The 23,194-nt window shown below is 66.2% G+C and carries 20 protein-coding genes; 12 read left to right on the top strand and 8 right to left on the bottom strand.

Translation table 11 applies throughout. From position 1 onward, the window contains the following. Positions 1-37: 37 nt before the first annotated feature. The 3 genes from fhuF (at position 38) to KUV74_RS06310 (ending at position 4,442) form a co-directional block, all read left to right on the top strand. Positions 38-886, top strand: coding sequence for a siderophore-iron reductase FhuF (gene fhuF, locus KUV74_RS06300; RefSeq protein WP_222515928.1), 849 nt, complete (start codon positions 38-40; stop codon positions 884-886). 2 nt (positions 887-888) lie between these two features. Beyond that, positions 889-1,911 carry a helix-turn-helix transcriptional regulator gene (locus KUV74_RS06305; protein WP_222515929.1) on the top strand — a complete coding sequence of 341 codons (1,023 nt, stop codon included), beginning with the start codon at positions 889-891 and terminating at the stop codon, positions 1,909-1,911. A 533-nt stretch (positions 1,912-2,444) separates the two neighbouring features. Next, positions 2,445-4,442, top strand: coding sequence for a TonB-dependent siderophore receptor (locus KUV74_RS06310; protein WP_261395211.1), 1,998 nt, complete (start codon positions 2,445-2,447; stop codon positions 4,440-4,442). 132 nt (positions 4,443-4,574) lie between these two features. Here KUV74_RS06310 and KUV74_RS06315 read toward each other — a convergent pair whose 3' ends face one another. From KUV74_RS06315 to KUV74_RS06325, 3 genes are read right to left on the bottom strand one after another with little or no spacing between them, the layout of a single operon-like run. Further along, positions 4,575-5,540 carry a biotin-dependent carboxyltransferase family protein gene (locus tag KUV74_RS06315; protein ID WP_222515931.1) on the bottom strand — a complete coding sequence of 322 codons (966 nt, stop codon included), beginning with the start codon at positions 5,538-5,540 and terminating at the stop codon, positions 4,575-4,577. Next, positions 5,537-6,259 carry a 5-oxoprolinase subunit PxpB gene (gene pxpB / locus KUV74_RS06320; protein ID WP_222515932.1) on the bottom strand — a complete coding sequence of 241 codons (723 nt, stop codon included), beginning with the start codon at positions 6,257-6,259 and terminating at the stop codon, positions 5,537-5,539. Before pxpB ends, KUV74_RS06315 begins: the two co-directional genes overlap by 4 nt. Then, entirely contained in the window at positions 6,256-7,008 is a 753-nt protein-coding gene (locus tag KUV74_RS06325) for a 5-oxoprolinase subunit PxpA (RefSeq protein WP_222515933.1), read from the bottom strand. The genes pxpB and KUV74_RS06325 overlap by 4 nt, the downstream gene beginning before the upstream one ends. 314 nt (positions 7,009-7,322) lie before the next feature. On the opposite strand from KUV74_RS06325, the gene KUV74_RS06330 reads away from it, so the two are divergent. The 4 genes from KUV74_RS06330 to KUV74_RS06345 all read left to right on the top strand — a co-directional run bounded on the left by KUV74_RS06330 (position 7,323) and on the right by KUV74_RS06345 (position 10,957). Continuing rightward, positions 7,323-7,760 (top strand): VOC family protein, encoded by a 438-nt coding sequence (locus KUV74_RS06330; RefSeq protein WP_045992313.1) that lies wholly within the window; start codon positions 7,323-7,325, stop codon positions 7,758-7,760. 167 nt (positions 7,761-7,927) lie between these two features. Then, positions 7,928-8,884, top strand: a complete 957-nt coding sequence (locus KUV74_RS06335; RefSeq protein ID WP_222516127.1) for a TRAP transporter substrate-binding protein — start codon at positions 7,928-7,930, stop codon at positions 8,882-8,884. Positions 8,885-9,040: 156 nt separating this feature from the next. Next, positions 9,041-9,598, top strand: coding sequence for a TRAP transporter small permease (locus tag KUV74_RS06340; protein WP_222515934.1), 558 nt, complete (start codon positions 9,041-9,043; stop codon positions 9,596-9,598). A gap of 54 nt (positions 9,599-9,652) precedes the next feature. Continuing rightward, positions 9,653-10,957: a TRAP transporter large permease gene (locus tag KUV74_RS06345; RefSeq protein WP_222515935.1), complete on the top strand. Its 1,305-nt coding sequence runs from the start codon at positions 9,653-9,655 to the stop codon at positions 10,955-10,957. A 27-nt stretch (positions 10,958-10,984) separates the two neighbouring features. Here KUV74_RS06345 and KUV74_RS06350 read toward each other — a convergent pair whose 3' ends face one another. After that, positions 10,985-11,857, bottom strand: coding sequence for a LysR family transcriptional regulator (locus tag KUV74_RS06350; protein ID WP_222515936.1), 873 nt, complete (start codon positions 11,855-11,857; stop codon positions 10,985-10,987). A 137-nt stretch (positions 11,858-11,994) separates the two neighbouring features. Here KUV74_RS06350 and KUV74_RS06355 point away from each other — a divergent pair, with 137 nt between their 5' ends. Further along, a complete protein-coding gene (locus KUV74_RS06355) occupies positions 11,995-13,260 on the top strand; it encodes an oxidoreductase (RefSeq protein ID WP_222515937.1) in 1,266 nt (421 codons plus the stop codon). A 48-nt stretch (positions 13,261-13,308) separates the two neighbouring features. Here the strand turns inward: KUV74_RS06355 and KUV74_RS06360 are convergent, their stop codons facing one another. The 4 genes from KUV74_RS06360 to KUV74_RS06375 all read right to left on the bottom strand — a co-directional run bounded on the left by KUV74_RS06360 (position 13,309) and on the right by KUV74_RS06375 (position 18,339). Further along, positions 13,309-14,373, bottom strand: coding sequence for a hypothetical protein (locus KUV74_RS06360; protein ID WP_222515938.1), 1,065 nt, complete (start codon positions 14,371-14,373; stop codon positions 13,309-13,311). Next, positions 14,370-15,374, bottom strand: a complete 1,005-nt coding sequence (locus KUV74_RS06365) for a ComEC/Rec2 family competence protein (RefSeq protein ID WP_045992320.1) — start codon at positions 15,372-15,374, stop codon at positions 14,370-14,372. Before KUV74_RS06365 ends, KUV74_RS06360 begins: the two co-directional genes overlap by 4 nt. A 395-nt stretch (positions 15,375-15,769) precedes the next feature. Continuing rightward, a complete protein-coding gene (locus KUV74_RS06370; protein WP_045992321.1) occupies positions 15,770-17,569 on the bottom strand; it encodes an ABC transporter ATP-binding protein in 1,800 nt (599 codons plus the stop codon). Positions 17,570-17,727: 158 nt separating this feature from the next. Further along, positions 17,728-18,339, bottom strand: a complete 612-nt coding sequence (locus KUV74_RS06375; RefSeq protein ID WP_045992322.1) for a superoxide dismutase — start codon at positions 18,337-18,339, stop codon at positions 17,728-17,730. A 391-nt stretch (positions 18,340-18,730) separates the two neighbouring features. On the opposite strand from KUV74_RS06375, the gene KUV74_RS06380 reads away from it, so the two are divergent. The 4 genes from KUV74_RS06380 to KUV74_RS06395 all read left to right on the top strand — a co-directional run bounded on the left by KUV74_RS06380 (position 18,731) and on the right by KUV74_RS06395 (position 23,175). Next, complete coding sequence (locus KUV74_RS06380) at positions 18,731-19,498, top strand: ATP-binding cassette domain-containing protein (RefSeq protein ID WP_222515939.1); 768 nt, start codon at positions 18,731-18,733, stop codon at positions 19,496-19,498. A gap of 107 nt (positions 19,499-19,605) precedes the next feature. Beyond that, complete coding sequence (locus KUV74_RS06385) at positions 19,606-20,565, top strand: ABC transporter substrate-binding protein (RefSeq protein ID WP_261395156.1); 960 nt, start codon at positions 19,606-19,608, stop codon at positions 20,563-20,565. Beyond that, positions 20,552-22,558, top strand: coding sequence for a Fe(3+)-hydroxamate ABC transporter permease FhuB (fhuB, locus tag KUV74_RS06390; protein ID WP_222515941.1), 2,007 nt, complete (start codon positions 20,552-20,554; stop codon positions 22,556-22,558). Before KUV74_RS06385 ends, fhuB begins: the two co-directional genes overlap by 14 nt. A 50-nt stretch (positions 22,559-22,608) precedes the next feature. Next, positions 22,609-23,175 (top strand): peptide-methionine (S)-S-oxide reductase, encoded by a 567-nt coding sequence (locus tag KUV74_RS06395; protein ID WP_222515942.1) that lies wholly within the window; start codon positions 22,609-22,611, stop codon positions 23,173-23,175. The last annotated feature ends 19 nt before the right edge of the window (positions 23,176-23,194 follow it).

Consider the following 23,194-nt stretch of genomic DNA (forward strand, 5'->3'; position numbering starts at 1 on the left):
TCTTATGACCTCAAGCCTCCGGCCTGCAGGACACCCCATGACATCAGCGCTGCCTCGTCTGTATTGCGGTCCCCTGGAAAACCTTGCCGTACCCACCGTCGCGGCCGAGCTACCCGACGACGCCATGCCTGCCGAGCGTCTGCTCGAACCTGGCGTGCTGGACGAATTGCTCGAGCGCTTCGCCGCCCAGTACCAGGGCGATGACCTCAAGGCGGTGGCCTCGCTCTGGTCCAAGTGGCATTTCAGCGCCATGGCCGCCCATACCCTGGCCTCCAACCTGCTGCTGGAGCGCGACCTGCCGGTAGCGCTGGATCAGATGGGCCTGTATCTCAGCGACAGCGGCCAGACGACTGGCATCGCCCTGCCTCACGAAGGCACCCCGCTGGGGTCGCTCGACGCCTTCGAGCGCTTCGAACGCCTGCTGCAGGGGCATGTGGCACCGCTGGTCGACATGCTGGGCTGCGTCTCCGGGGCCTCTCCCAAGGTGTTCTGGAGCAACTTCGGCAACTACTTCGAGTACTTTGCCAAGGCTGCCGTGCACCACCCCATGGCCTCACCTGGGCTCGGCGACGAGGCGCTGCGCCTGATCGACCACCGGGTCTACCCGGATGGCCGGCGCAATCCCCTGTTCATGCCGGTGCGCTACCTGCCCGACGAACACGGCGAGACCCAGCGCACACGGCGGCTGTGCTGCCTGCGCTATCGACTCGAGGACTTCGGCTGCTGCGGCAACTGCCCGCTGGACGATGCCGCCGTTGCCAGGGCGAGCAGCACGACCAGCAATAAGACCAGGCAGCCCAGGACCACAGCGATGCCCCAGAGCACGGGGGCAGTGGTGCAGACCTTCCCCTCCCGCGGCGACGCCCGCCGCCTGGTCGCAAGCTGAAGATGAGCGCTGCAAGCCACGCGCAGGCCTGCGAGTCGAGTGGCGCTCAGCCTCGCTCGCGCCCGCTGGCCGGGGCCGCCGCGGGACTTGGTGATACCCGGGTCATCCGCGCGCGGGACTTTCTGCGATTCGGCCAGCGCCACGGCATCGACTACCGCTTCGACGGCGCCCGCTTCCCGGCGGTGGCCCACCACCTGGAAATTCTCAGAGGCCGCGTCATCGAGGAAGAGGTGCGCAGCGGCTGGCATCTGACCTTTTCCGATGTCGAGGTGCTCAAGCCCTACGACTCCTGCTCCACCATGGCCTCGCCGCTGTTCGTGTGCGTGGTGATGGAAGGCGCCATCGTGGTCGACACCGGGGGACGGCGGCAGCGGCTCACCGCCGGCAGCGCACTGAGCGCCCGGCTCGCCGATCAGGTTTCCCTGCGCGTGCATCAGGATGAGGGGCAGCGGTTGCGCACCCTGAACCTGTCGCTGGACCAGGCCGCGATCGCCTCGTTGAGCCAGCGCCCGGACATCACCGAACTGCTCGACGCCCCGCGTCCTCATCTGCACGTCTGGCCACTGCCCGGCTACCTGGCGCCGATGCTCGAACAGGCGGTCATGCCGCAGCCTTCCCCCGGCCAGCGCCAGCTATTGATGGAGGCCATCGGCCTGCAACTGCTGGCCCACGGCCTGCGACATCCCGGCCCGCGCCAGCGCGGTGACCTGCCCCTGCCGGAGCGCCAGCGGCTGGAGCGGATCCGCCAGCGGCTGCACGACTTTCCCGCCGAGTCCTACTGCCTCGAGCAGCTGGCGGCGATGGCGTCCATGAGCGCCTCGGGCCTGCGCGCCAAGTTCCAGCGCCTGTTCGGCGTTTCGGTCTTCGACTACCTGCGAGAACGCAGACTGACCCTGGCCCACGAGCTGCTGGCCCAGGGCGCCAGCGTGCAGCAGGCCGCTTTCGAGAGCGGCTACAGCCACGCCTCCAACTTTTCCACGGCCTTTCGGCGGCGCTTCGGGGTCTCACCCCGCGACGTTGGCTAGACGCTTCCAGGACCTTCGCCCTTCGCCCAGCCCCCCTGGGCACCTCTCCCCCCGAGACCTCAACTGGATACAGTACACCGCAACGGCACCCAGCCGTCGGGCGGTGCTTCGTCGATGAATGGATCCACTACATCAGCTAGCACTCGCTACGCCGATAGCACTCGCTACGCCGATCGCACTTGTCTACTGAGGTTTCATTATCGGCGCAGGTCCTGTCACCACGCATAAGGTTCTTGGCGCCGCGCATAAACAGGCCCACTCGCAAAATGTAATAATTCGCATTACCGAAACATGACCGCTTTGTTCAGGTGCCTCCCCCGCGGCGCCTTTCCCTGCTCCCAATGGTAAGCGACAACATGCGTATCACCTCGACCCTGCACTTCGCGCTGACGCCTTTCGCCCTGAAACCTTTCGCCTTGAAGGCTGGCCCGGCGCTGCTGGCGGCCAGCGTATCCTCCGCCGCACTGGCCCAGACCGCCCTCAGTGACAATGCCGTCAATGCTGGCACCTCCGCCGATACCGAACTGGGCACCATGACGGTCACCGGCCAGGCCGCCACCAAGACCGATACGCCCTTCCTCGAGACGCCCCAGGCCACCTCGACGGTCAGCGCCGAGCAGATCGAGCGACGTGGTGCCCAGACGGTGCAGCGGGCGCTGGACTACACCCCCGGGGTCTATACCAACCAGCTCGGGTCGTCCAACCGCTACGACTATCTGGTACTGCGGGGCTTCTCCGACGGCAGCCTGAGCAATACCTTCCTCGACGGCCTCAAGCTGATGGGCGACACCAACAGCTTCAGCTCGCTGAAGGTCGACCCCTGGATGCTCGAAAGCATCGAGGTGGTAAAGGGACCGGCCTCGGTGCTCTATGGTCGCGCCTCCCCTGGCGGCCTGGTCGCGCTGACCAGCAAGCGCCCTGAGTTCAGCGACAGCCCCACCGGCGAGGTGCAGGTCGGCTTCGGCAACAATGAGCAGCAGCGCGCCGCCTTCGATGTCACCGGCAGCGTCGACGAAGGCCAGCGTGCCGCCTTCCGCCTGACCGGCATCGCCCGCTCCTCGGATACCCAGTTCGATCAAGCCGAAGAAGAAAGCTACGCCATCGCGCCGTCGCTGACCTGGGACATCACCGACGCCACCACCCTCAACCTCAACGCCTACGTCTCGCGTGAGCCCGAGGGCGGCTATCACGCCGGTCTGCCCTACGACGGCACGGTGACCAGCCATGCCGGCGGGCATATCGACAACACCTTCTTCGAGGGCGAGGACGACTACGACAACTTCGAGCGCGACCAAACCCTGCTGGGCTATGAGCTGGAGCACCGTTTCGGCAACGGCATCACCGCTCGCCAGAAGCTCAAGTATCTGGAATCCGACGTCGAGATGGATCAGGTCTACGCCTACGGCTGGGCCAACGACACCGAGCTCAACCGCTACTACTCCGGCGCCGACGAGGATCTCGAGGCCTGGACCGTGGACAACCAGCTCGAAGCCAACTTTTCCACCGGCGGCTTCGAGCACCGGGTGCTGACCGGGTTCGATTACCAGACCCGCGAGAACGACGTGGTCTGGTCCGGGGGCACCTTCCCAAACATCGACGCCTTCAACCCGAGCTACGGTGCTGGCCCCATCGGCGATATCGTCGTGACCACCCGCGAGAAGCACGAACTCGACCAGACCGGCGTCTACCTGCAGGACCAGATCAGCTGGGATCGCTGGCACCTGACCCTGGGTGGCCGCTACGACTGGGTCGACATCGAGAACACCAACCTCGATAGCGGCGACAGCTCGGATCTCGACGAAACCCAGTTCAGCGGCCGCGCTGGCCTGCTCTACGCCTTCGACAACGGCGTCTCGCCCTACGCCAGCTACTCGACCGCCTTCACCCCGACCAGCTTCGTCGATGCCTCCGGCGATCTGCTCGAGCCGATGGAGGGCGAGCAGGTGGAAACCGGGCTCAAGTACCAGCCGTTGGGTACCCAGGACCAGTACTCCATCGCCCTGTTCCATATCACCCAGGAAAACGTGGCCACCAAGGAGCAGCCCACCGACCCGTATCGTGCCGTGGGCGAGATCGAATCCCAGGGAATCGAGCTCGAGGCGCGCACTCAGCTCACCGAGGCACTGAGCCTCCAGGCCGGCTACGCCTACACCGACATCACCTACGCCGAAAGCGATGACCCCAGCGAGGAAGGCAACGACGCCATCTACTCGCCCAAGCACATCGCCTCGGTGTGGGGCTACTACGACTTCCTCAAGGGACCGCTGGCCGGGCTCAACACCGGCCTCGGGGTGCGCTACCACGCCGATATCCAGGCCGACCGCGACAACACCAAGTCGGTCCCGGACTACACCCTCGTCGACGCCACCCTAGGCTATGACTTCAGCCAGGTGGGGCTGACCAACGTCAGCGGCCGCCTCAACGTCAGCAACCTGCTGGACGAGGACTACGTGGCCTCCTGCAACTCGCTCGAATTCTGCTACTTCGGCGCCGAGCGCAGCGTCAGCGCTACCCTGAGCTATCGTTTCTAGCCACTGACCCAAATGAAGGAAAAGCGCCCCGTCCATGAACGGGGCGCTTTGCGTTTCGGCCCGACCGCTATCCTCGCCTGCTGCTGCACCGGAATCCGCAGCAAGGCCTTGTTGGTGGGCAGTCCACCGCCCCTACTCCCAACGCGCAAGCTGCCTCAGATGGTCATCGCGGGCACGCTCCGGCGACTCCGGCACCAGGCGCACCTCGGTGCCGGGCAGGCACTGGGCCAGACGGGCGCAGGCCAGCGGGGTCAGAGCCCCCAGGCGCGGGTAGCCGCCGATGGTCTGGCGGTCGTTCATCAGGATGATCGGCTGGCCGTCCGGCGGTACCTGCACCGCCCCCAGCGGAATGCCCTCCGACACCATACCGCTCATGCTGCCCTCAAGCTGCGGCCCGGTCAGGCGAATCCCCATGCGATCGGCGCGCTGATCCAGCGTCCAGACGTCATTGAAGGCGCGGTACAGGCTGGTGCCCGAGAAGCTCGCGATCTGGGCCCCGGGCACCAGCGACAGCGCCATTGGCCCGTCGCTTGCCGTGACCAGAGCCCCCTGCTCTCGATCAGCGTCCCGCTGCCCCTTGTCGGCGTCCCGCCGTGGCAGGCGACGATCGCCGCCCGAGGGCCGATCCTGCTTTGGCGTCAGCACGTCGCCCTGGGCCAGCGGCTTGCCGAAACCGTCGAGGCCACCGAGCCCTTCACGCACGGTGCTCGTGACGCTGCCCATGATGGCGCTCGCCTCGATCCCGCCCGGCAGCGCCAGATAGGCGCGCAGACCACTTTTCGGCCGTTCGAACACCAGCCGCTGACCACGCTTGAGCGTTACCGTCTCCGCCAGAGCCAGGGGTTCGCCGTCCAGGGTCGCGCCCAGGTCGGCCCCGGCCAGCGCCACGCTCACGTCGGCCTCGGCTACCAGCGCAAGGCCGCCCACCATGATCTCGATGCCGGGGGCGTCCGGGGCGTTACCCAGCAGCCAGTTGGCCCAGCCCAGCGCCACCCAGTCCATGGCACCGCCCTGTGTCACGCCCAGATGGCGCACACCCTGACGACCACCATCGACCACCAGCGCCAGGGGACCTGCGCGTTCCACCTTGAGACTCATGCGCCGCTCTCCTCGGCCGGGGGTTGGGGAGTGGTGTCGCCACCCTGCGCCTCGAAGGTGGCACGGTCGATGGCCACAAAGCGCACGCGATCGCCGGGCTTGAACAGGGTGTAACCCTCGCGCTCGCGATCGAACAGCCGGGTGGCGGTGCGTCCGATCAGGTTCCAGCCGCCAGGCGACGGCGCGGGATAGACGGCGGTCTGGCGATCGGCGATGCCGACGCTGCCCGCGGCCACCTTCTGGCGCGGTGTCTTGAGTCGAGGCGTAGCCAGGGCGTCCTCGACCAGCCCCATGAAGCCGTAGCCGGGGGCAAATCCCAGCGCGAACACGCTGTAGTCGTGGGCGCAGTGGCGCTCGATGACCTGGTCGGCGGTGATGCCTGCGCGCTGAGCGATCAGCTCAAGCTCAGGGCCGACGCTTGCGTCATACCACACCGGGATCTCGTGCAGGCTGCCGTCCTCCGTCGCCCGGGGCGAAAGGTTCGTCAGGGCCTCGCCGAGGCGCGCTCGGGCCTCGCCAAGCGACAGTCTGCGGATATCGAGCTGCACCAGCACCGTGGTGTAGGACGGCACCACCTCCAGGGCATCCTCGCCCAGCCGTTCGCGGATGGCGTCCACCGCCGCCAGCACCCAGGGCATATGCGACTCGTCGATGGCGTCGAACAGCCGCACGATCAGGCTGTCGAAGGCGACTGTCTCAAGACGTGGGCTCGGCGTCATGCCCCCTCCAGCTGGTCGAAGGCCTCACGGATGGCGCGCACCGCCGCCACCGAACTCTCGTTGTCGCCGTGCACGCACAGAGTATCGGCGGGAAGGACCAGTTTGGTGCCGTCGCGGGCGGTCAGCGCCTCGCCCCGGGCCAGGGTCACCGCCTGGCCGACGATGGTGTCCTCATCGTGATGCACCGCGTCTGGCTCATGCCGGGACACCAGCCGACCTTCGCCGTCATAGGCACGGTCGGCGAACACCTCGAACCACAGGCTGACGCCCTCCTCCTCGGCAAGCGCCCTCACACCGGCGGTGTCGGCGGTGGACATCACCAACAGCGGCAGGCTCTCGTCATAGGCCTTGACCGCGCGCATGGTGGCGCGCAGCAGTTCCATATTGGTGGCCATGTCGTTGTAGAGCGCGCCGTGGGGCTTGACGTAGCCGACCCTGGTGCCCTCGGCACGACAGACGCCGTCGAGGGCACCGATCTGGTAGAGCAGCAGGTTCTCGGCTTCGCTCGGGGACACCGCCAGGCTGCGCCGGCCAAAACCCACCAGGTCGGGATAGCCGGGGTGGGCGCCGACCAGCACCTCATTGGCCACGGCGTAGCCTACGGTGCGTCGCATCACGTCAGGGTCGCCGGCATGGAAGCCGCAGGCGATGTTGGCGCAGTCGATATAGGGCATCACGTCGGCGTCACGGCCCATCTTCCAGGCACCAAAGCTCTCGCCAACGTCGCAGTTGAGTCGGGGTATCGGCATGGGGGCAGCCTCTGTTGTCGACGTCCTTTGGTGAACCTTCGCCAACGGACGTCAGGTGGTTAACGAACCTGTTATTGTCGTCTTCCGCTGTCTTCTGTCGCCATCGTGGCGTCCAGCGCGCGCTCCGAGCACTTGCCTTCGAGCCCTTTCGCGGATGCTTCGATCGCGTTGCCGGGGAGCCACACAATATTCTCTTGTCAGTTGAATCTAACGCCCGAGTCGATTCCCGACAAATTCGGCAAGAAGATTGACGCCACGATCCTCCCCGGCCAAGAATCAGTGATATACCCCTTCACCTACTCCGGAGTTTCCCCATGGCCGTCAGCGACCCCTTCCATCTTGCCATTCAGGTCCGTGATATCGACGAGGCCCGCGAGTTCTATGGCAACTTTCTCGGCTGCCCCGAAGGCCGCAGCTCCGAGTCCTGGGTCGACTTCGACCTCTACGGCCATCAGTTCGTCTGCCACCTGAACCCCGGTCTCAAGGACGCCGCCGACGCTGCCCACAAGAACCCGGTGGACGGCCACGGTGTGCCGGTGCCGCACTTCGGCGTGGTACTGGAAATGGACGCCTGGGAGGCCCTGGCCGAGAAGCTCAAGTCCCATGGCGTCAAGTTCGAGATCGAACCCTACATCCGCTTCAAGGGCGAGCCCGGCGAGCAGGCCACCATGTTCTTCAAGGACCCGTCCGGCAACGCACTGGAGTTCAAGGCGTTCAAGGATCGCGAAAGCCAGCTGTTCAAGAAGGCCTGAGAGCCCAGCGGCATCGGCAAGGCGGCTTGATCTTCAACGCCATCCTGCCCGATGCTGCATAGTCAGACTGATACCTCCATCACGACACGTCGTTTTCACTGCCACGTTTCTACAACAACAAGGTAGGCATCATGACTCGATACTCCTCCCTGGGGCTGGCCGTTGCCATGGCCACACTCTCCACCGCCACTGCGGTCAGCAGCGCCCAGGCCGCCGAATGGAACCTGGCGACGCCCTACGGGGATGCCAGCTTCCACACCGAGAACACCAAGCAGTTCGCTGAGGACGTGCGCGAGGCCACCGAGGGCGAGCTCGACATCACCGTGCACTCCGGCGGTTCGCTGATCAGCCACGGCGAGATCAAGCCATCGGTGCGCCGTGGTACCGTTCAGGCCGGCGAGATCTTCATGTCGATCCTGTCCAACGAGTCGCCGGTGTTCGAGCTGGACACCCTGCCGGGGCTCGCCGGCAGCTACGACGAGGCCTGGGAGCTGTGGCAGGCGAGCAAGCCGGTGATCGAGGAGCTGTTCGCCGAGCAGGGCATGAAGCCGCTGTACGCGGTGCCCTGGCCGTCACAGGGTATCTACACCGACTTCGAGTTGAATGACCCCGCCCAGTTCGAGGGGCTCAGAGTACGTGCGCCCAACATCAATACCCAGCGACTGACCGAGAACCTCGGCGGCCTGCCCACCGAGACCGAGGAGTCGGACATCCCCACCGCCTTCTCCACCGGCCGGGTCGACGCCATGATCACCTCGGTGTCCACCGGCGAGTCGATGGCGGCCTGGGACTATGTCTCCCACTTCTCCGACGCCAACCTGTGGATTCCGAAGAACATCATCTTCGTCAATCAGAAGGCCTTCGATCGCCTGGATGAGGCGACCCAGCAAGCGCTGATGGAAGCGGCGACCGAGGCCGAAGAGCGCGGCTGGGAGGCCAGCAAGGCCGATATGGAAGGCAGCGCCCAGGCCCTGGAGGAAAACGGCATCACCATTGGCGAGCCCAACGAGGCAGTGGCCGGAGCCCTTTCCGAGGCCGGTGACAAGCTCTTCCAGGACTGGGAGAGCCGCGCCGATGACCGAGCCAAGGCGCTGATCGAGGACTACCGCGCCAATACCGAATAGCGCTCGGGACGAGCGGTGAGGGGTGTCCTCGCCGCTCGTTCGTTGTCCCGTTCACGGCCTGTCTTTCGCAACACGCCACGTCGCGGCGCCGTGCAAGGAAGGTGCGGTCAACGACTCACGGACAACGTATCGCTCCACTGACGCCAAGGATCGCCCATGAAGTTTCGCCTGATGCCGCTTTACCGCCTTGGTGGGCTAGGTGCGGCCGCCTCCATGGTCGCCATCTGCGGCCTGATCACCATCCAGGTGCTGTTTCGCCTGCTGGATGCCCTGCTGTTGCTGTTCGGCGGCGCGCGTCTTGGCCTCGAGATCACCGGGGTGTCGGAACTGGCGTCCTTCCTGCTGGTGGGCGCGACCTTTCTCGGCATGGCCTACACCTTCAGCCACCACGCCCACATCCGCATGTCGCTGGTGATCCAGCGCCTGCCGGCGGCGGTGCGCGCCTTCACCGAACTGTTCTGCCTGGCGGTGGCTTCGGCGCTCAACGCGCTGTTGTGCGTATCGCTGTGGCAACTGATGCACGAGAGCCTCGAGTTCGACGACGTCTCCTCGGGACTGCTCGCCGTTCCGCTTTGGATTCCCCAGCTGGCGTTGCTGGTCGGCATGGCGCTGATGAGCCTGGCCTTGGCCGAAGCGCTGATCTACACCGCCAGACAGGCGCTGACGGCGCCACGCCGCTTCGAGGCCCCGGACGAGGAACCCAGCCATGACTGACCCGAGAAACCTCGTTCGCCTGCAGCGCCTGTCTTGCCAGGAGGGCTTGCCGAGATGCTGACGATCAGTCTGGTCACCCTGCTGGCGCTGGCGGTACTGCTCGGCAGCGGCGTGTGGATCGCCTACGCCCTGCTCGGCACCGGCTTTATCGTGCTGACGCTGTTCTTTCCGCTGGAGCCCGGCCCGATCCTGGCCTCGGACTTCTGGGGCGCCAGCTACGGCTGGGACCTGACCGCGCTGCCGATGTTCGTGTGGATGGGCGAGATCCTGTTTCGCTCGGGGCTCGCCAACAACATGTTCCAGGCGCTGTCGCCCTGGCTCGGGCGTATTCCCGGACGCCTGTTGCATTCCAACATCATCGGCAGCGGGCTGTTTGCCGCGGTCTGCGGCTCCTCGGCGGCGACCTGCGCCACCGTCGGCAAGATGACCCTGCCGGAGCTTGAAAAGCGCGGCTACGACAACGACCTGGCCATCGGTACCCTGGCCAGCGCCTCGACCCTGGGGCTGTTGATTCCCCCATCGATCATGATGATCGTCTACGGCGTGGTCACCGAACAGTCGATCTCGCGGCTGTTCATCGCCGGCGTCGGGCCGGGACTGATGCTGCTAGGTCTGTTCATGACCTACGTGATCGGCTGGTCGCTGCTGGTGGGCAATCGTCGTGGCGCGGTGGGCAAGCGCGACAGCGACATGCCGCTGCGCCAGAAACTCTCAGGAAGCCTGCAACTGCTGCCGCTGCTGGCACTGATCGGCGGCATCCTCGGCAGCATCTACGGCGGGCTTGCCTCGCCTACCGAGGCCGCCGCCTCGGGGGTCGTGCTGTCGATGCTGATCGCTCGAGCCAACGGCCACTTCAACAGCACTATCTTCAAAGACGCCCTGTTCGCCGCGGTGCGCACCTCCTGCATGATCGCCTTCATCATCGCCGGGGCCTCGTTTCTGTCCTCGGCCATGAGCTTCACCCAGCTGCCCATGGACCTGGCCGAGAATATCGGCGCCATGGGTCTGTCACCGGCCTGGCTGCTGGTGGTGCTAACCCTGTTCTTGCTGGTGCTGGGCTGCTTTCTCGACGGTATCTCGCTGATCCTGCTGGTCACCTCGATCATCATGCCGGTGATCGAGACCGCCGGCTTCGATCTGATCTGGTTCGGCATCTACCTGGTCATCGTGGTCGAGATGTCGCAGATCACCCCGCCGGTGGGCTTCAACCTGTTCGTGATCCAGGGCCTGACCGGACGCGACATCATGTCGATCACCCGCGCCACGCTGCCCTTCTTCCTGCTGATGATCGTAGCCATCGTGCTGATGAGCCTGTTCCCGGGCATCGCCACCTATCTGCCCCAGGCGATGAGCGGCTGAGGAACGGGGCCATCCATGGCTTTCTGTCTACGCAAAGCGCTCCACCAGAAAGTCGATCAGCACGCGAACGCGTCTGGGCAGCAGGGTCGTGGCCGGCCGCACGATGGACACTGTCGTCGTCGGCTCGTTGGCGACGACGTCATCGAGCAGCCGTTCAAGCCGGCCCGCCTGAAGATCCTCGTCGACCATGTACGCGGGCAGGCAGGCGATGCCTCTCCCCTGCAGACAGGCGGCGTGCAGTGTCTCCAGCGAATTGGAAAGAAACCCGGGTTGCGGGAGCCTGCTGTCCTTGATTCCCCACATGACGGCGCCCCGGCCCTGATGCAGGAACAGCCCCACATGCCGGGGCAACTCATCTTCCGCCAGCGGCCTGCCGTGGCGAGCCAGGTAGGCAGTTGAGGCGCAGATCAGCCGGGGATGCGCCACCAAGGGCCGAGCGATCAGGCTCGAATCGTCAAGCGTGGCGCTGCGAATCGCCAGGTCCATACGCTCGTGCACCAGATCGACCATCGCGTCGGTCAACGTCAGGTCGATCTCCACCGCCGGATAGCGCTCCATGAACGCCAGCAGCAGCGGCATCAACCGCTGCTTGCCCAGCGCTGTGGGCGACGTGAGGCGAATACGCCCGCGCAGCTCGCTGCGGCCTTCGGCGATACCCTGTTCCACCTGGGAAAGCCGCTCCAGCAGCCCCCGGGTCTCGCTGGCGAAGGTCTCTCCTGCTGCGGTCAGGCTCATCTGTCGCGTAGAGCGCAGGATCAGGGGGACACCCAGCCGCTGTTCCAGCCGGCTGATGCGCTTGCTTACGGCCGAGTGGGTGACGCCCAACTGGCGGGCGGCCCCTGAAAAAGTGCCGGCGTCGATGACGGCATGGAAGACGGAAAGTTCGCTGACAGTATCCATCTGTTCCTTATAGTCACAAGTCCTGTGCCTCGACAAGGGATTATCGCTGCCCCGGCGGCGTGCCAGGATGGCGGCTCCTGCTCAGGTGCCGTTCTACCGTTCCCTTTTCCCTTCCCATCGACGCCCGGAGTTTGCCCATGATCCCTTCCTGCGACACCGCGCACGACGACAACGACGTCGGTCCGCTGTTCTCGCCGCTGACGCTGCCCTGCGGCCTGGTGCTGAAAAACCGTATCGCCAAGGCGGCCATGTCGGACTCACTCGGCGATGGCACCGGTCATCCTACCGAAGCACAGGGCCGACTCTACGAGCGCTGGGCCCAGGGCGGAGTCGCCCTATCTCTCATCGGAGAGGTGCAGGGCAGGCCCGATGTGGCCGAGAAGCCCGGCAATCTGGTCTTGAACGACCACTCGGACCTGTCGGCCTTCGAGCGACTGGCCCAACGTGGCAACCAGTATGGCAGCGGCCTGTGGCTGCAGCTCGGTCACGCCGGTGCGCTGGCCTATCCGCCGACCAGTGTCGCCAGGGGTCCCAGCGCCCTCGACCTGCCGGGTCTACGCTGCGCGGCCTTGAGCCCAGGCGAGATCCACGCCCTGCCCGATCAGTTTGCACGCACCGCCGCACTGGCCAGAGCGGCAGGCTTCGCCGGCGTGCAGGTCCACGCCGCCCACGGTTTTCTGCTCAGCCAGTTTCTGTCGCCCCTGTTCAACCGCCGCAACGATGCCTACGGTGGCTCGATCACGGGACGCCGACGCCTGCTGCTCGAGGTGATCCAGGCGGTACGCGACGCCGTGGGGCCGGCGTTTCCGGTGGCGGTCAAGCTCAACGCCAGCGACCAGCTCGAAGGCGGGCTCGACCAGGAGGATGCGCTCGAGGTGGTGAAGTCGCTGGACAACCAGCCCATCGACCTGATCGATATCAGCGGTGGCACCTACTTTCCCGGCGCCCGTTCTGCCTCCGACACGGACACGGCGGCTGGCAGCCCCTACTTTCTGGCGTTTGCACGTCGGGCTCGCCGACACACGACGCTGCCGCTGATGCTGACCGGTGGCTTCAAGACACTGTCCCAGGCACGCAGCGCGGTGGATGAAGGGAGCGTGGATATCATCGGACTGGCCCGGGCCCTGGCCATTAAGCCCGAGCTGGCCCGGGCCCTGGCCATTAAGCCCGAGCTGCCCCGCCACTGGCAGCAAGGTCAGAGCGCGGGCCCGACCTTCCCACGCTTCGACACCCCGCCCGAGGGCGGCATCACCGCCTGGTACACCATGCGCCTGACGCAATTGGCCGAGGATCGCGACGACGAGTCGCCGGGATCCCTCGAGCAGGCGCTGGCTGACTACGAGGCCCGCGACCAGACCCGCACGCTAGCCTGGCGTCGCCACTTCTATTCGACCCCGGGTTGATGCTGCGTCGTGCTCCAAAGCCCCTGAACGCTTCCTCGGCCCTCGCGCTCAGGCCTGGTGGCGCTGCCTGAGCGTCTCGATCACCTCTCCCAGACGACGCCTGGCCTCGCCGTCTGGCTGCTCGGCGACCAGATCATCCAGCACCTGAACCACGTCGGCGTCACGGCGAGCCCGCGCCGCCTTGCCAGTCTTGTCGCCCGCGTCATTTGCCAGCAAGGCGCAGATCACCCGGTCCAGGGTGCCGAACAGAAAGTCGATGCTGTAGCCGGCGAGAAAGCCCAGGGCGGCGCCGCTCAGCGCCACCTGTGCGCCCTGATCGGTAGGAATCTGGGAGACGAACAACACGATGGCGCCACCGGAGAGCGTGCCCAGCACGATGCGATTGACATGCTCACCGATCCGCGCGGGATCGAAGGTGCGACTGTACAGCCGGGTCGCGGTCACCCGCAGCACAAAGGCGAAGGCCCCGAGGGCGCCATAAAGAAAGGGCTCGGTGTGGCGAAGTCCCTCGTAGATAAAGTCGAGCGCGGTATTCCAGTGGGTCCAGTCGAGCCCCGAGGACGGCCGGCCAGTATCGATGGCGTACATCAGCACGTTGGAGCCGATCACCGCCATCACCACCGCCCCGGTCCACCACCAAAGACGAATCAAGTACTTGCCGGTGCGGCTGTCGCGCATTCGACCATCGCTGTCCGGGCGCGTCGCCGCCAGGGTACGCGGCGAAATACCTGGGTAGAGCCGGGACAGGCGCCGGTAGCAATCCACCACGCCGGCCAGTTCTTCAGTGGTCAACAGCTCCTTGCGATCGGTCTTTTCCTTGGCCACGAAGTAGGCGGTCAGGTCGATCTCCGGCGGGTAACCTTCGAACTCCTGGGCGTAGTCCAGCAGCGCCGTGGTGTCGTCGAGCAGCTTGCGGATACGCTCTCCGCAGCCATCTTCACTGCCGTTGCCGTTGCCGTTGCCGTTGCCGTTGCCGTTGCCGTTGCCGTTGCCGTTGCCGTTGCCGTTGCCGTTGCCGTTGCCGTTGCCGTTAACATTGTCACTATCGCTGCCGCCGTCGGCATCATCGTCCCTGCGATCGCGACGAGGCCCCTCCTGCTCTGAACTGCTCATCGACAGTGTCCTCCCTCGCTTGCCTGGGTGCGCTCGTCCACCACACAGATCAGGCCGTTGATGGTGTAGCTCTCGCCATCGGTATGAACGACGATGTGGCGATTCTCGACGTAAGCCCCCAGGTAGCTTCCACCTTCGCCCTGGCGCGTCTGGAACAGCAGCGGTGCCGGGCTGAGCTTGGCCAGGCGATCCAGCGGAGCCTGACGCGGCAGGCGATAGCGCAGGTTCACTCCGCCATCGCCGACGCTGAGCACGGCCACCTCGGGTCTCAGCGTCTGCACAAAAGTGTCGCTGGTGCTGGTGTCGGAACCGTGGTGATTCAGCTTGAGCACGTCGACGTTGCCCACCTGGGCGGCGACGAAGGCTTCCATGGGTACGCTGCGAGCGCCGCCGCCGGTGAGGTCGCCGCCGGTGAAGTAGCGAAAGCGCCCGTGCTCGATGATCAGTGCCACGCTGCGGGCGTTTTCACGCCGTGGATGAAGTGACTGCTCACCGACCTCGCAGAAACCGATATCCCCGGCCAGGTGCCTGCCGCCGGCAGCGGCCACCTGGATACGGGTGTCGGCGCCCAGTCGCAGCTGGGGATGATCGGGACGACAGTCGGGGATAAGCTCGACCAGCCGCGCCCCCACGGCCCGGGCCGCCGCCAGGTACTCGCCGTACTGGGTGTCGCGGCCGGTGGGAGACAGCACCTCGGGCTTGATACCGGGTCGCTCCAGCACCGTCTCGACGGTGACGCCCGCCTCGATGAGTTCATCGAAGCCACCGATATGGTCGGCGTCATAGTGGCTGGCGAGAAAATAGTCGAGTCGATCGATCCCCAGTGCGATCAGGGCCGGCGCCACCACCCTGCGGCCATCACCGCGATTTCCCGCATCGATCAACAGACTCTGACCGCTGCCGGTATCCACTACCAGGGTGGCGTCACCCATGCCCACGTCGAGGTGCAGGATGCGCAGGTCGGCGAGGGCCGGTGTCGTTGCCAGGCAACCCAGCAGCATAGCGGCCCGGACCAGGGCACTCGGACGCCAAGCCGCCAGTAAACAAGCCGCCTGTAAACAAGACGCCGACACTCGCAAGGCCCGCATCGCCAAGGCAGGTGCAGCTATGCCCGGTACAACAAAGCCCGGTACGACAAAGCCCGACAGCAGACGATGGAACGCCCGGCGACGGACTCCGCCCCCGAGCAGTACGCAGCTCATCCTTCACGCCTCATGCAGCATAGGAAGTTACTACTTACTTACCCTAGACTGCACAGACGGCGCTGGCGAGCCGTATCCTCCACACCGGAACCGGTTCCGGGGCCGATCCCGGGGCCTGTTCATGGGCCGGCACCGGGCCCGCGGCCAAGCCCCGCGCATCGCGACAGGTCAGGGCGACAGGTCAGTGCGCCAGGTCAGGGCGACGTGGCTGCCACCGTCGCCGCCTCGCCGGTCTGCACCTGCCACTGGGCTGCGTAGCGCCCGCCCCGGGCGATCAACTCGGCGTGATCTCCACGCTCGACCACCTGCCCCCGCTCCATCACCACGATCTGGTCGGCGTGGACGATGGTCGAAAGCCGGTGGGCGATCATGATCACGGTACGCTCACCGCCGATACGCGACAGCGAGCGCTGAATCGCCGCCTCGGTCTCGTTGTCCACCGCACTGGTGGCCTCATCCAGCACCAGCACCGGGGGATCCTTGAGCAGCGCCCGGGCCAGCGACAGGCGCTGGCGCTGCCCGCCGGACAGGCGCACGCCGCGCTCGCCGACACGGGTATCGAGGCCGTCCGGCAGACGCTCGATGAACTCCCAGGCTTCGGCGGTGCGTGCCGCTGCGATGACCTCCTCATCACTGGCCTCGGGACGAGCGTAGGCGATGTTGTCACGCACGCTGCCCTCGAACAGGTAGACGTCCTGGCTGACCAGGCCGATGGCGTCGCGCAGCGCTCCCTGGCGAAGCTCCGCCACCGGGACGGCGTCGAGCTCGACCCGCCCCTGGTCGGGGTCGTGAAAGCGCAACAGCAGCTTGATCAGGGTCGACTTGCCGGAGCCGGTGGGCCCGACCAGCGCCAGGGTGCTGCCAGCGGGTACCGCCAGCTCCACGGCGTCGATGCCGGCGCCGCTGCCCGGGTAGTGAAAGCTCACTTCTGAAAAGCGCACCTCGCCACGCACCGGCGTCTCTAGCTCACGGCGTCCATCGTCACGCACCCGGATCGGGGTAGCGATTAGATCGAGGATACGCCGGGTGCTGGCCATGGCCCGCTCGAACAGGTCGATGACCTGGGCCAGTCCGGTCAGCGGCCACAGCAGCCGCTGGGTCAGGAACACCAGCACGCCGTAGGCGCCGACGTTGAGCTCACCGGACAGCGCCTGCATGCCGCCGACAATGAAGGTGGCCAGAAACCCGGTGAGGATCGCCATGCGGATCACCGGAATAAAGGCCGAACTGATACGAATGGCACGGCTGTTGGCGTCCACGTAGGCCTCGCTGTCGGCCTTCAGCCGAGCCGCCTCGCGGGCCTCTGCGGTAAAGCTCTTGATGGTGGCCATACCCTGAATATTGTTGGACAGCCGGCTGGACAGCACCCCGACCTTCTCACGCACGTCGGCATAGAGGGGACCGGCCTTGCGCTGAAACACGAAGGCACCCCACAGGATCAGCGGCACCGGGGTAAAGGCCAAAAGCGCGATCAGCGGCGACAGCACGAAGAACACCGCTCCCACCGCCACCACGGTGACGGCGACCTGGATCAGCGAGTTGGCACCGCCGTCGAGGAAGCGCTCGAGCTGATTGACGTCGTCGTTCATGGTGGCGACCAGCTCACCGGACGAGCGAGACTCGAAGAAGCCCATGTCCAGGCGCTGCACGTGCTCGTAGGCGTCCTGGCGCAGGTCGGCCTGCAGGCGCTGGGCAAGGTTGCGCCACAGGATCTGATAGAGGTACTCGAACAGCGACTCGCCGGCCCAGATAAAGAAGGTCAGCACCCCCAGCACAATGATCTGGGAGCTGGCCGAGACGAAGCCGAGCCCCGCCACGAAGCTCTGCTCCTGGTTGACCACCACGTCGATGGCCACCCCGATCAGGATCTCAGGGGCGATATCAAACAGCTTGTTGATCATCGAACACAGGGTGGCGGCGACGATCCGTCGACGATAACCGCGGGCGTAGCGCAACAGGCGCCCTAGTGCCTGCAGGCTGGATGAGCGGGACACGGCGTAAACTCCTTGTTGTCGCACCACAAGGGCGACGACCAATCCAGACGGCGCACCGACCGGGGCACCAATGAAAAGCGCCGCGGCCCTGGGGGCCGCGGCGCGGGTCTTGCGCTAGCACGGATGACGTCGAGACATCGACGTCAGGCCGGCTTCGCTCAGGCAGTGGCGGCCTGGTAGCGACGCTCGACTTCGTCCCAGTCCACCACGTTGAAGAAGGCGGCGATGTAGTCGGGACGCTTGTTCTGGTACTTCAGGTAGTAGGCGTGCTCCCACACGTCCAGACCCAGCACCGGGGTGTTGCCGTGCATCAGCGGGCTGTCCTGGTTCAGGGTGTTTTCCACCACCAGGGCACCGTCCGGAGTGACGGAGAGCCAGGCCCAGCCAGAGCCGAAGCGGCCCAGCGCGGCCTTGGTGAAGGCATCCTTGAAGGCGTCAAAGCCGCCCAGTTCCTTCTCGATGGCCTCACCGACCTTGCCCTTGGGGTCGCCACCACCGTTCGGGGACATCACGGTCCAGAACAGCGAGTGGTTGGAGTGGCCGCCGCCGTTGTTGATGACCGGCTGGCGCTTGTCTTCCGGCAGACGCTCCAGGTTGGAGATCAGCTCGTCGACCGGCAGGTCCTCGAGACCGGTGCCTTCCAGGGCGCCGTTGAGGTTGGTGACGTAGGTGTTGTGGTGACGAGAATGGTGGATCTCCATGGTCAGCGCATCAATGGAGGGTTCCAGTGCGTCGTAGGCGTAGGGCAGTTCCGGCAGAGTATGTGCCATGGTGATACCTCCTTCCTTGTCGAAATTGGGCTGGGTTCAGGGGGGATAATCGTATCCCACTCACCAGCTTACGTCATCGTGGGCCTCATACTATAGGCAAGACGCGTTCTTCTCGCTAGCGTGCTCCACGCCAAACGCATTGCCCGCCTGGCGGTGTCGGCATCCCTGCCGCCGTTGAAGAGGCCCGATGTCGTGGACCACAGGGTGTCATCCTTTACGCCCCTTCTACAAGGGTTGATCAATAGTCTTTCAGCGCAACGCCTCCCTGACGTGCATCATTGACAATAACAAACAAATTGATAACCATTCCTATCCATTATCTTTCCTGCCCGGTCGCCCGGACCAGCCAGCCCAAGCCACCCTGCCCCAGTCACCCAGCGGAGCCGTCTTCATGTTCGATCTTCAGTCCGCTTCCTTCGCGATCCCGGGCAAGACCCTGCTGTCGCCGACTAGCCTGAGCTTCGATGCCGGCCGGGTCCACGGACTGATCGGCCACAACGGCTCCGGCAAGTCGACCCTGCTCAAGCTGATGGCTCAGCAGCAGCCGGCCAGCGAGGGGCGCATCCTGTTCAACGGCCAGCCGCTCGAGGCCTGGGGGCGCCGCGCCTTCGCCCGCGAAGTGGCCTATCTGCCGCAACACCTGCCCAGTGCCGAAAGCCTGACCTGTCGCGAGCTGATCGCCTTTGGTCGTTACCCCTGGAAGGGGCTCCTGGGTCGCTCGCGGCGCGACGATCACGAACATGTGGCCCGAGCCATGGCGCTGACCCACACCGAGGGCTTTGCCGATCGCCTGGTGGACACCCTGTCCGGCGGCGAACGTACCCGGGTGTGGCTGGCCATGCTGCTGGCCCAGGGCAGCCGCCTGCTGCTGCTCGACGAGCCACTGGCGGCGCTGGATATCGCCCATCAGGTGGAAGTGATGTCCCTGGTACGCAAGCTGTCGTGCGAGCTCGACCTGGGCGTGGTCATCGTGTTGCACGACATCAACATGGCCTCACGCTTCTGTGATCGCCTGGTCGCCCTGCACAGTGGCCGCGTCATCGCCGAAGGCGACCCGCAGACGCTGATGACCGGCGACCTGCTCGAGGACATCTACGGCGTGCCGATGCAGGTGATGCCCCATCCCTCCGGCGAACACGCGGTGGCGCTGGTGCAATGAGGTTGTCCTTGAATGTCCGCCGTGCTCTGACTGTCCGCCCTTCTCTGGTGTCCCTGGCTTCCCTGCGCTTGCGTTCTGGTCTTTTTCGCTCGGGTGACTGGCGTAGCTTGGCATGGCTGGCGCTGTCGGCCTGGCTGCTGGTGTCTCCGGCCAGTGCCGCGCCGCGTATCGCCAGCCTGGACTGGACCCTGGCCGAAACGCTGATCGCACTTGACGCGCCACCGGTGGCGCTGGCCCAGGTCGACGACTACGAAAGCTGGGTGGGGCTCGAGGCACCGCCAGGTGCCACCGACATCGGCCTGCGTACCCAACCGAACCTGGAACTGCTGTCCGAACTCGACCCCGACGCCATCGTGATCTCGCCGATGTTCGCCAACCTGGCGCCGCGGCTTTCATCGATCGCCGAGGTCAAGCAGCTCGCCATGTACAGCGGCGAGGGCACCTTCTGGTCGCAGTCGCTGGCACTGACCCGACAGCTCGGCGAACTGGTGGATCGCCAGAACGCCGCCGAGGCGCTGATCGAGGAGACCGAAGCCTACATCGCGGACATCGCCGCTCGGCTGCCCGAGGACACCCGCCCGCTGTTGCTGCTCCAGTTCATGGATGAACGCCACGTGCGCCTGTTCGGTGAGCACAGCCTCTACCAGGCGGTGCTGAAGCGCATGGGCCTGACCAACGCCTGGCAGGGCACTACCAACGCCTGGGGCTTCAGCCTGATCGGCATCGAACAGCTGGCCAACTATCCCGAGGCCCGCATCGTGGTGGTCGAACCCTATATCGCCGGAGTCCGCGAGGCGCTGGCCGACAGTGGCCTGTGGCGTCATCTGGGCAGCGTCCAGCGCGACGATGTCGTCACCCTGCCACCGGTGTGGAGCTTCGGCGCCCTGCCCTCGGCCAGGCGCTTTGCCACCCTGCTGGGTGACGCCCTCTCCAGCAACATGCCAGATACCCGCGCTTCCGATACTCACACCCCCGACACCAGCGCTCTCGACACCAGCGCTCCCGGCACAAGCGAACAGGCCACCACACCGGATCAGGCACAAGGAAATACCGATGCTCGCCGCTGAATCCCGCGCCCGCCGTACCACCGCGCTGGGCATCACCGGCCTGGTGCTGGCAGTGGCCTGCATGCTGGCCGCCTTCTACTCCCTGGCCGAGTTGGGCGGTCCACAGGCGGCGCTTGCTGCTCTGACCGATTCGGGGGCGCTCGGCGCCAATGACCCGCCAGACCCGAATACGCTGGTGCTGCACTATAGCTGGTGGCCGCGCCTGGTGATGTCGCTGAGCGCCGGCGGCGCCCTGGGGCTGGCCGGGGTGCTGATGCAGCAGGTGCTGCGCAATCCACTGGCCGCCCCCACCACCCTGGGGGTGGCCAGCGGCGCCAACCTGGCACTGATGGTCGCCACCCTGATGGCGCCTGGCCTGCTGGTGCTGGGCCGCGAGTGGGTGGCGCTGGCCGGCGGTGGCCTGGCCATGGGACTGGTGTTCGCCCTCGGCTGGCGCCGGGGCCTGTCACCCGGCGTCGTGGTACTCGGCGGCCTGGTGGTCAACCTCTACTTCGGCGCCCTGGCGGTGGTGCTGTTGCTGTTCAACCAGGAGGCGCTCAAGGGGGTGCTGGTGTGGGGCGCCGGCTCGCTGGCCCAGAACGGCTGGGACGGCGTGCTTTACCTGTTGCCGCGTCTGGTGGTCGCCGGCGCTCTTGCCATCTGGCTGCTGCGCCCGCTGGCGCTGCTGGAGCTGGACGACGCCAGCGCACGCAGCCTCGGCGTCTCGCTCAAGTGGCTGCGCCTGGGCGGGCTGGGGCTCGCGGTCTTCATCACCGGCTGTGTGGTGGCGGTGGTCGGCATCATCGGCTTTATCGGCCTGGCGGCGCCCAATATCGCGCGCATGGCCGGCGCCCGGCGTCTGCCGGCGCGGCTGGGTTGGTCGATCGCGTTCGGCGCGCTGCTGCTGGCGATCACCGACCTGGTGCTCCAGGGCGGCGTCGATTCCCTGCCTACCCTGCTGCCCACCGGGGCGACTACTGCCGCCCTGGGGGCACCGCTGCTGTTGTGGCTGATCCCGCGCCTGCGCCTGACCGCCCGGCGTCCACCGCCCAGCTCGAACCCGCAGGCCCTGCGTGCCGAGGCACCCAGGCGCCTGCTGCTGGTGCTCGCCGTGCTGCTGGCCCTGGCGACCCTGGTCGGCATTCTGATCGGCCAGTCCAGCAGCGGCTGGTCGTGGAGTCTCGACGGCGACGTTCTCGACTGGCGCTGGCCGCGCATCTTCGCCGCCGCCGGCAGCGGCGCCCTGCTGGCCATCGCCGGCACCCTGATCCAGCGGGTCACCGCCAATCCCATGGCGAGCCCGGAACTGTTGGGCATCAGCGGTGGTGCGGCGATTGCGCTGATTCTCACCATCTTCCTGGTGCCAGCGCCGAGCAACCTGACGCTGGTGGGCGCCGGCACCGTTGGCGCGCTGGTCGTGCTCGGCGTGCTGGTGGCGCTCAATCGCGCCAGCGGCTTCCAGCCAGAGCGCCTGCTGCTCAGCGGCGTGGCGCTCACTGCGCTGTTCGACGCGGTTCGCTCGATCGTGCTGGCCGGCGGAGACCCACGTGGCCAGCAGGTCATCGCCTGGCTGTCAGGGTCGACCTACTACGTCGACCCGGTCTCGGCGCTGGTGGTACTGGGTATCGGGGCGCTGGCCGCCGTCGCCGCCCAGGCGCTGACTCGCTGGCTGGATATCCTGCCGCTGGGCGCTGCCACCGCCAAGGCGCTCGGGATCCACGTCGAGCGTGCCCGTCTGGGCCTGCTGGCGACGGTGGCGATACTGACCGCAGTGGCCACCCTGATCGTCGGTCCGTTGTCCTTCGTCGGCCTGCTGGCGCCTCATATGGCGCGTCTGATGGGGCTGTCCCGGGCTCGCGCGCACCTGGCCGGGGCGGCGCTGATCGGGGCGCTGCTGATGGTGCTGGCCGACTGGGTCGGCCGCCAGCTGCTGTTTCCCCAGGAGATCCCGGCAGGCCTGGTCGCCTCGCTGATCGGCGGCAGCTACTTCATGTGGGGGCTGCGAAAGTTGTAAGCTAAAGGTGTCTTCGGTGACAAAACCGCTCCGCCAACGAGGGAATCCCGATGCACGACAGCCTGCCCCTGCTCCGCCCTTCCCTCGCCCGCCTGGCCCTCGGCGGTAGCTGCTACTGGTGCCTGGAGGCGGTCTATCAGTCGCTGCGCGGGGTCGAATCGGTCCACCAGGGCTGGGTCGCCGCCGACGGCGAGCACTCGGACTTTCATGAAGCCGTGGTGGTGGACTATGACCCCTCTCGCCTGCCCCTCGACGTGCTGATCGAGATCCACCTTTACACCCACCGGGCCACCGCAGACCACCAGCGCCGCGACCGCTATCGCTCTGCGGTCTATGTGCTGACCGAGTCTCAGGCAGCTTCTGCTCGAGACACCCTGGCCCAGTTGCAGGATGACTTCGACGCACCCCTTCTCACCCGAGTACTACCGCTGGTGGACTTTCGCGCCTCGAAGGAGGACTACCAGGACTACTTCTACAGCGACCCGTCACGGCCCTTCTGCGAACGCTGGATCACCCCAAAACTCAAGCTGTTGCTCGAGCGCTTCGGCGACGTCGCCGACGGCGAGCGTCTGGCCCAGGCCGGGGTGACGGCGGAGGGCGGCCGGGGCCAGGGCTAGAGAGATAGAAAGATAGAGA

This window comes from Halomonas sp. DP1Y21-3 (assembly GCF_019801245.1).
GTDB classification, from domain to species: Bacteria; Pseudomonadota; Gammaproteobacteria; order Pseudomonadales; family Halomonadaceae; genus Halomonas; species Halomonas litopenaei.

Bases quoted from the DNA above. Each gene is read 5' to 3' on its own strand.
- fhuF (WP_222515928.1), top strand. From the start codon at position 38: ATGACATCAGCGCTGCCTCGTCTGTATTGCGGTCCCCTGGAAAACCTT.
- KUV74_RS06305 (WP_222515929.1), top strand. From the start codon at position 889: ATGAGCGCTGCAAGCCACGCGCAGGCCTGCGAGTCGAGTGGCGCTCAG.
- KUV74_RS06310 (WP_261395211.1), top strand. From the start codon at position 2,445: ATGACGGTCACCGGCCAGGCCGCCACCAAGACCGATACGCCCTTCCTC.
- KUV74_RS06315 (WP_222515931.1), bottom strand. From the start codon at position 5,540: ATGAGTCTCAAGGTGGAACGCGCAGGTCCCCTGGCGCTGGTGGTCGAT.
- pxpB (WP_222515932.1), bottom strand. From the start codon at position 6,259: ATGACGCCGAGCCCACGTCTTGAGACAGTCGCCTTCGACAGCCTGATC.
- KUV74_RS06325 (WP_222515933.1), bottom strand. From the start codon at position 7,008: ATGCCGATACCCCGACTCAACTGCGACGTTGGCGAGAGCTTTGGTGCC.
- KUV74_RS06330 (WP_045992313.1), top strand. From the start codon at position 7,323: ATGGCCGTCAGCGACCCCTTCCATCTTGCCATTCAGGTCCGTGATATC.
- KUV74_RS06335 (WP_222516127.1), top strand. From the start codon at position 7,928: ATGGCCACACTCTCCACCGCCACTGCGGTCAGCAGCGCCCAGGCCGCC.
- KUV74_RS06340 (WP_222515934.1), top strand. From the start codon at position 9,041: ATGAAGTTTCGCCTGATGCCGCTTTACCGCCTTGGTGGGCTAGGTGCG.
- KUV74_RS06345 (WP_222515935.1), top strand. From the start codon at position 9,653: ATGCTGACGATCAGTCTGGTCACCCTGCTGGCGCTGGCGGTACTGCTC.
- KUV74_RS06350 (WP_222515936.1), bottom strand. From the start codon at position 11,857: ATGGATACTGTCAGCGAACTTTCCGTCTTCCATGCCGTCATCGACGCC.
- KUV74_RS06355 (WP_222515937.1), top strand. From the start codon at position 11,995: ATGATCCCTTCCTGCGACACCGCGCACGACGACAACGACGTCGGTCCG.
- KUV74_RS06360 (WP_222515938.1), bottom strand. From the start codon at position 14,373: ATGAGCAGTTCAGAGCAGGAGGGGCCTCGTCGCGATCGCAGGGACGAT.
- KUV74_RS06365 (WP_045992320.1), bottom strand. From the start codon at position 15,374: ATGCTGCTGGGTTGCCTGGCAACGACACCGGCCCTCGCCGACCTGCGC.
- KUV74_RS06375 (WP_045992322.1), bottom strand. From the start codon at position 18,339: ATGGCACATACTCTGCCGGAACTGCCCTACGCCTACGACGCACTGGAA.
- KUV74_RS06380 (WP_222515939.1), top strand. From the start codon at position 18,731: ATGTTCGATCTTCAGTCCGCTTCCTTCGCGATCCCGGGCAAGACCCTG.
- fhuB (WP_222515941.1), top strand. From the start codon at position 20,552: ATGCTCGCCGCTGAATCCCGCGCCCGCCGTACCACCGCGCTGGGCATC.
- KUV74_RS06395 (WP_222515942.1), top strand. From the start codon at position 22,609: ATGCACGACAGCCTGCCCCTGCTCCGCCCTTCCCTCGCCCGCCTGGCC.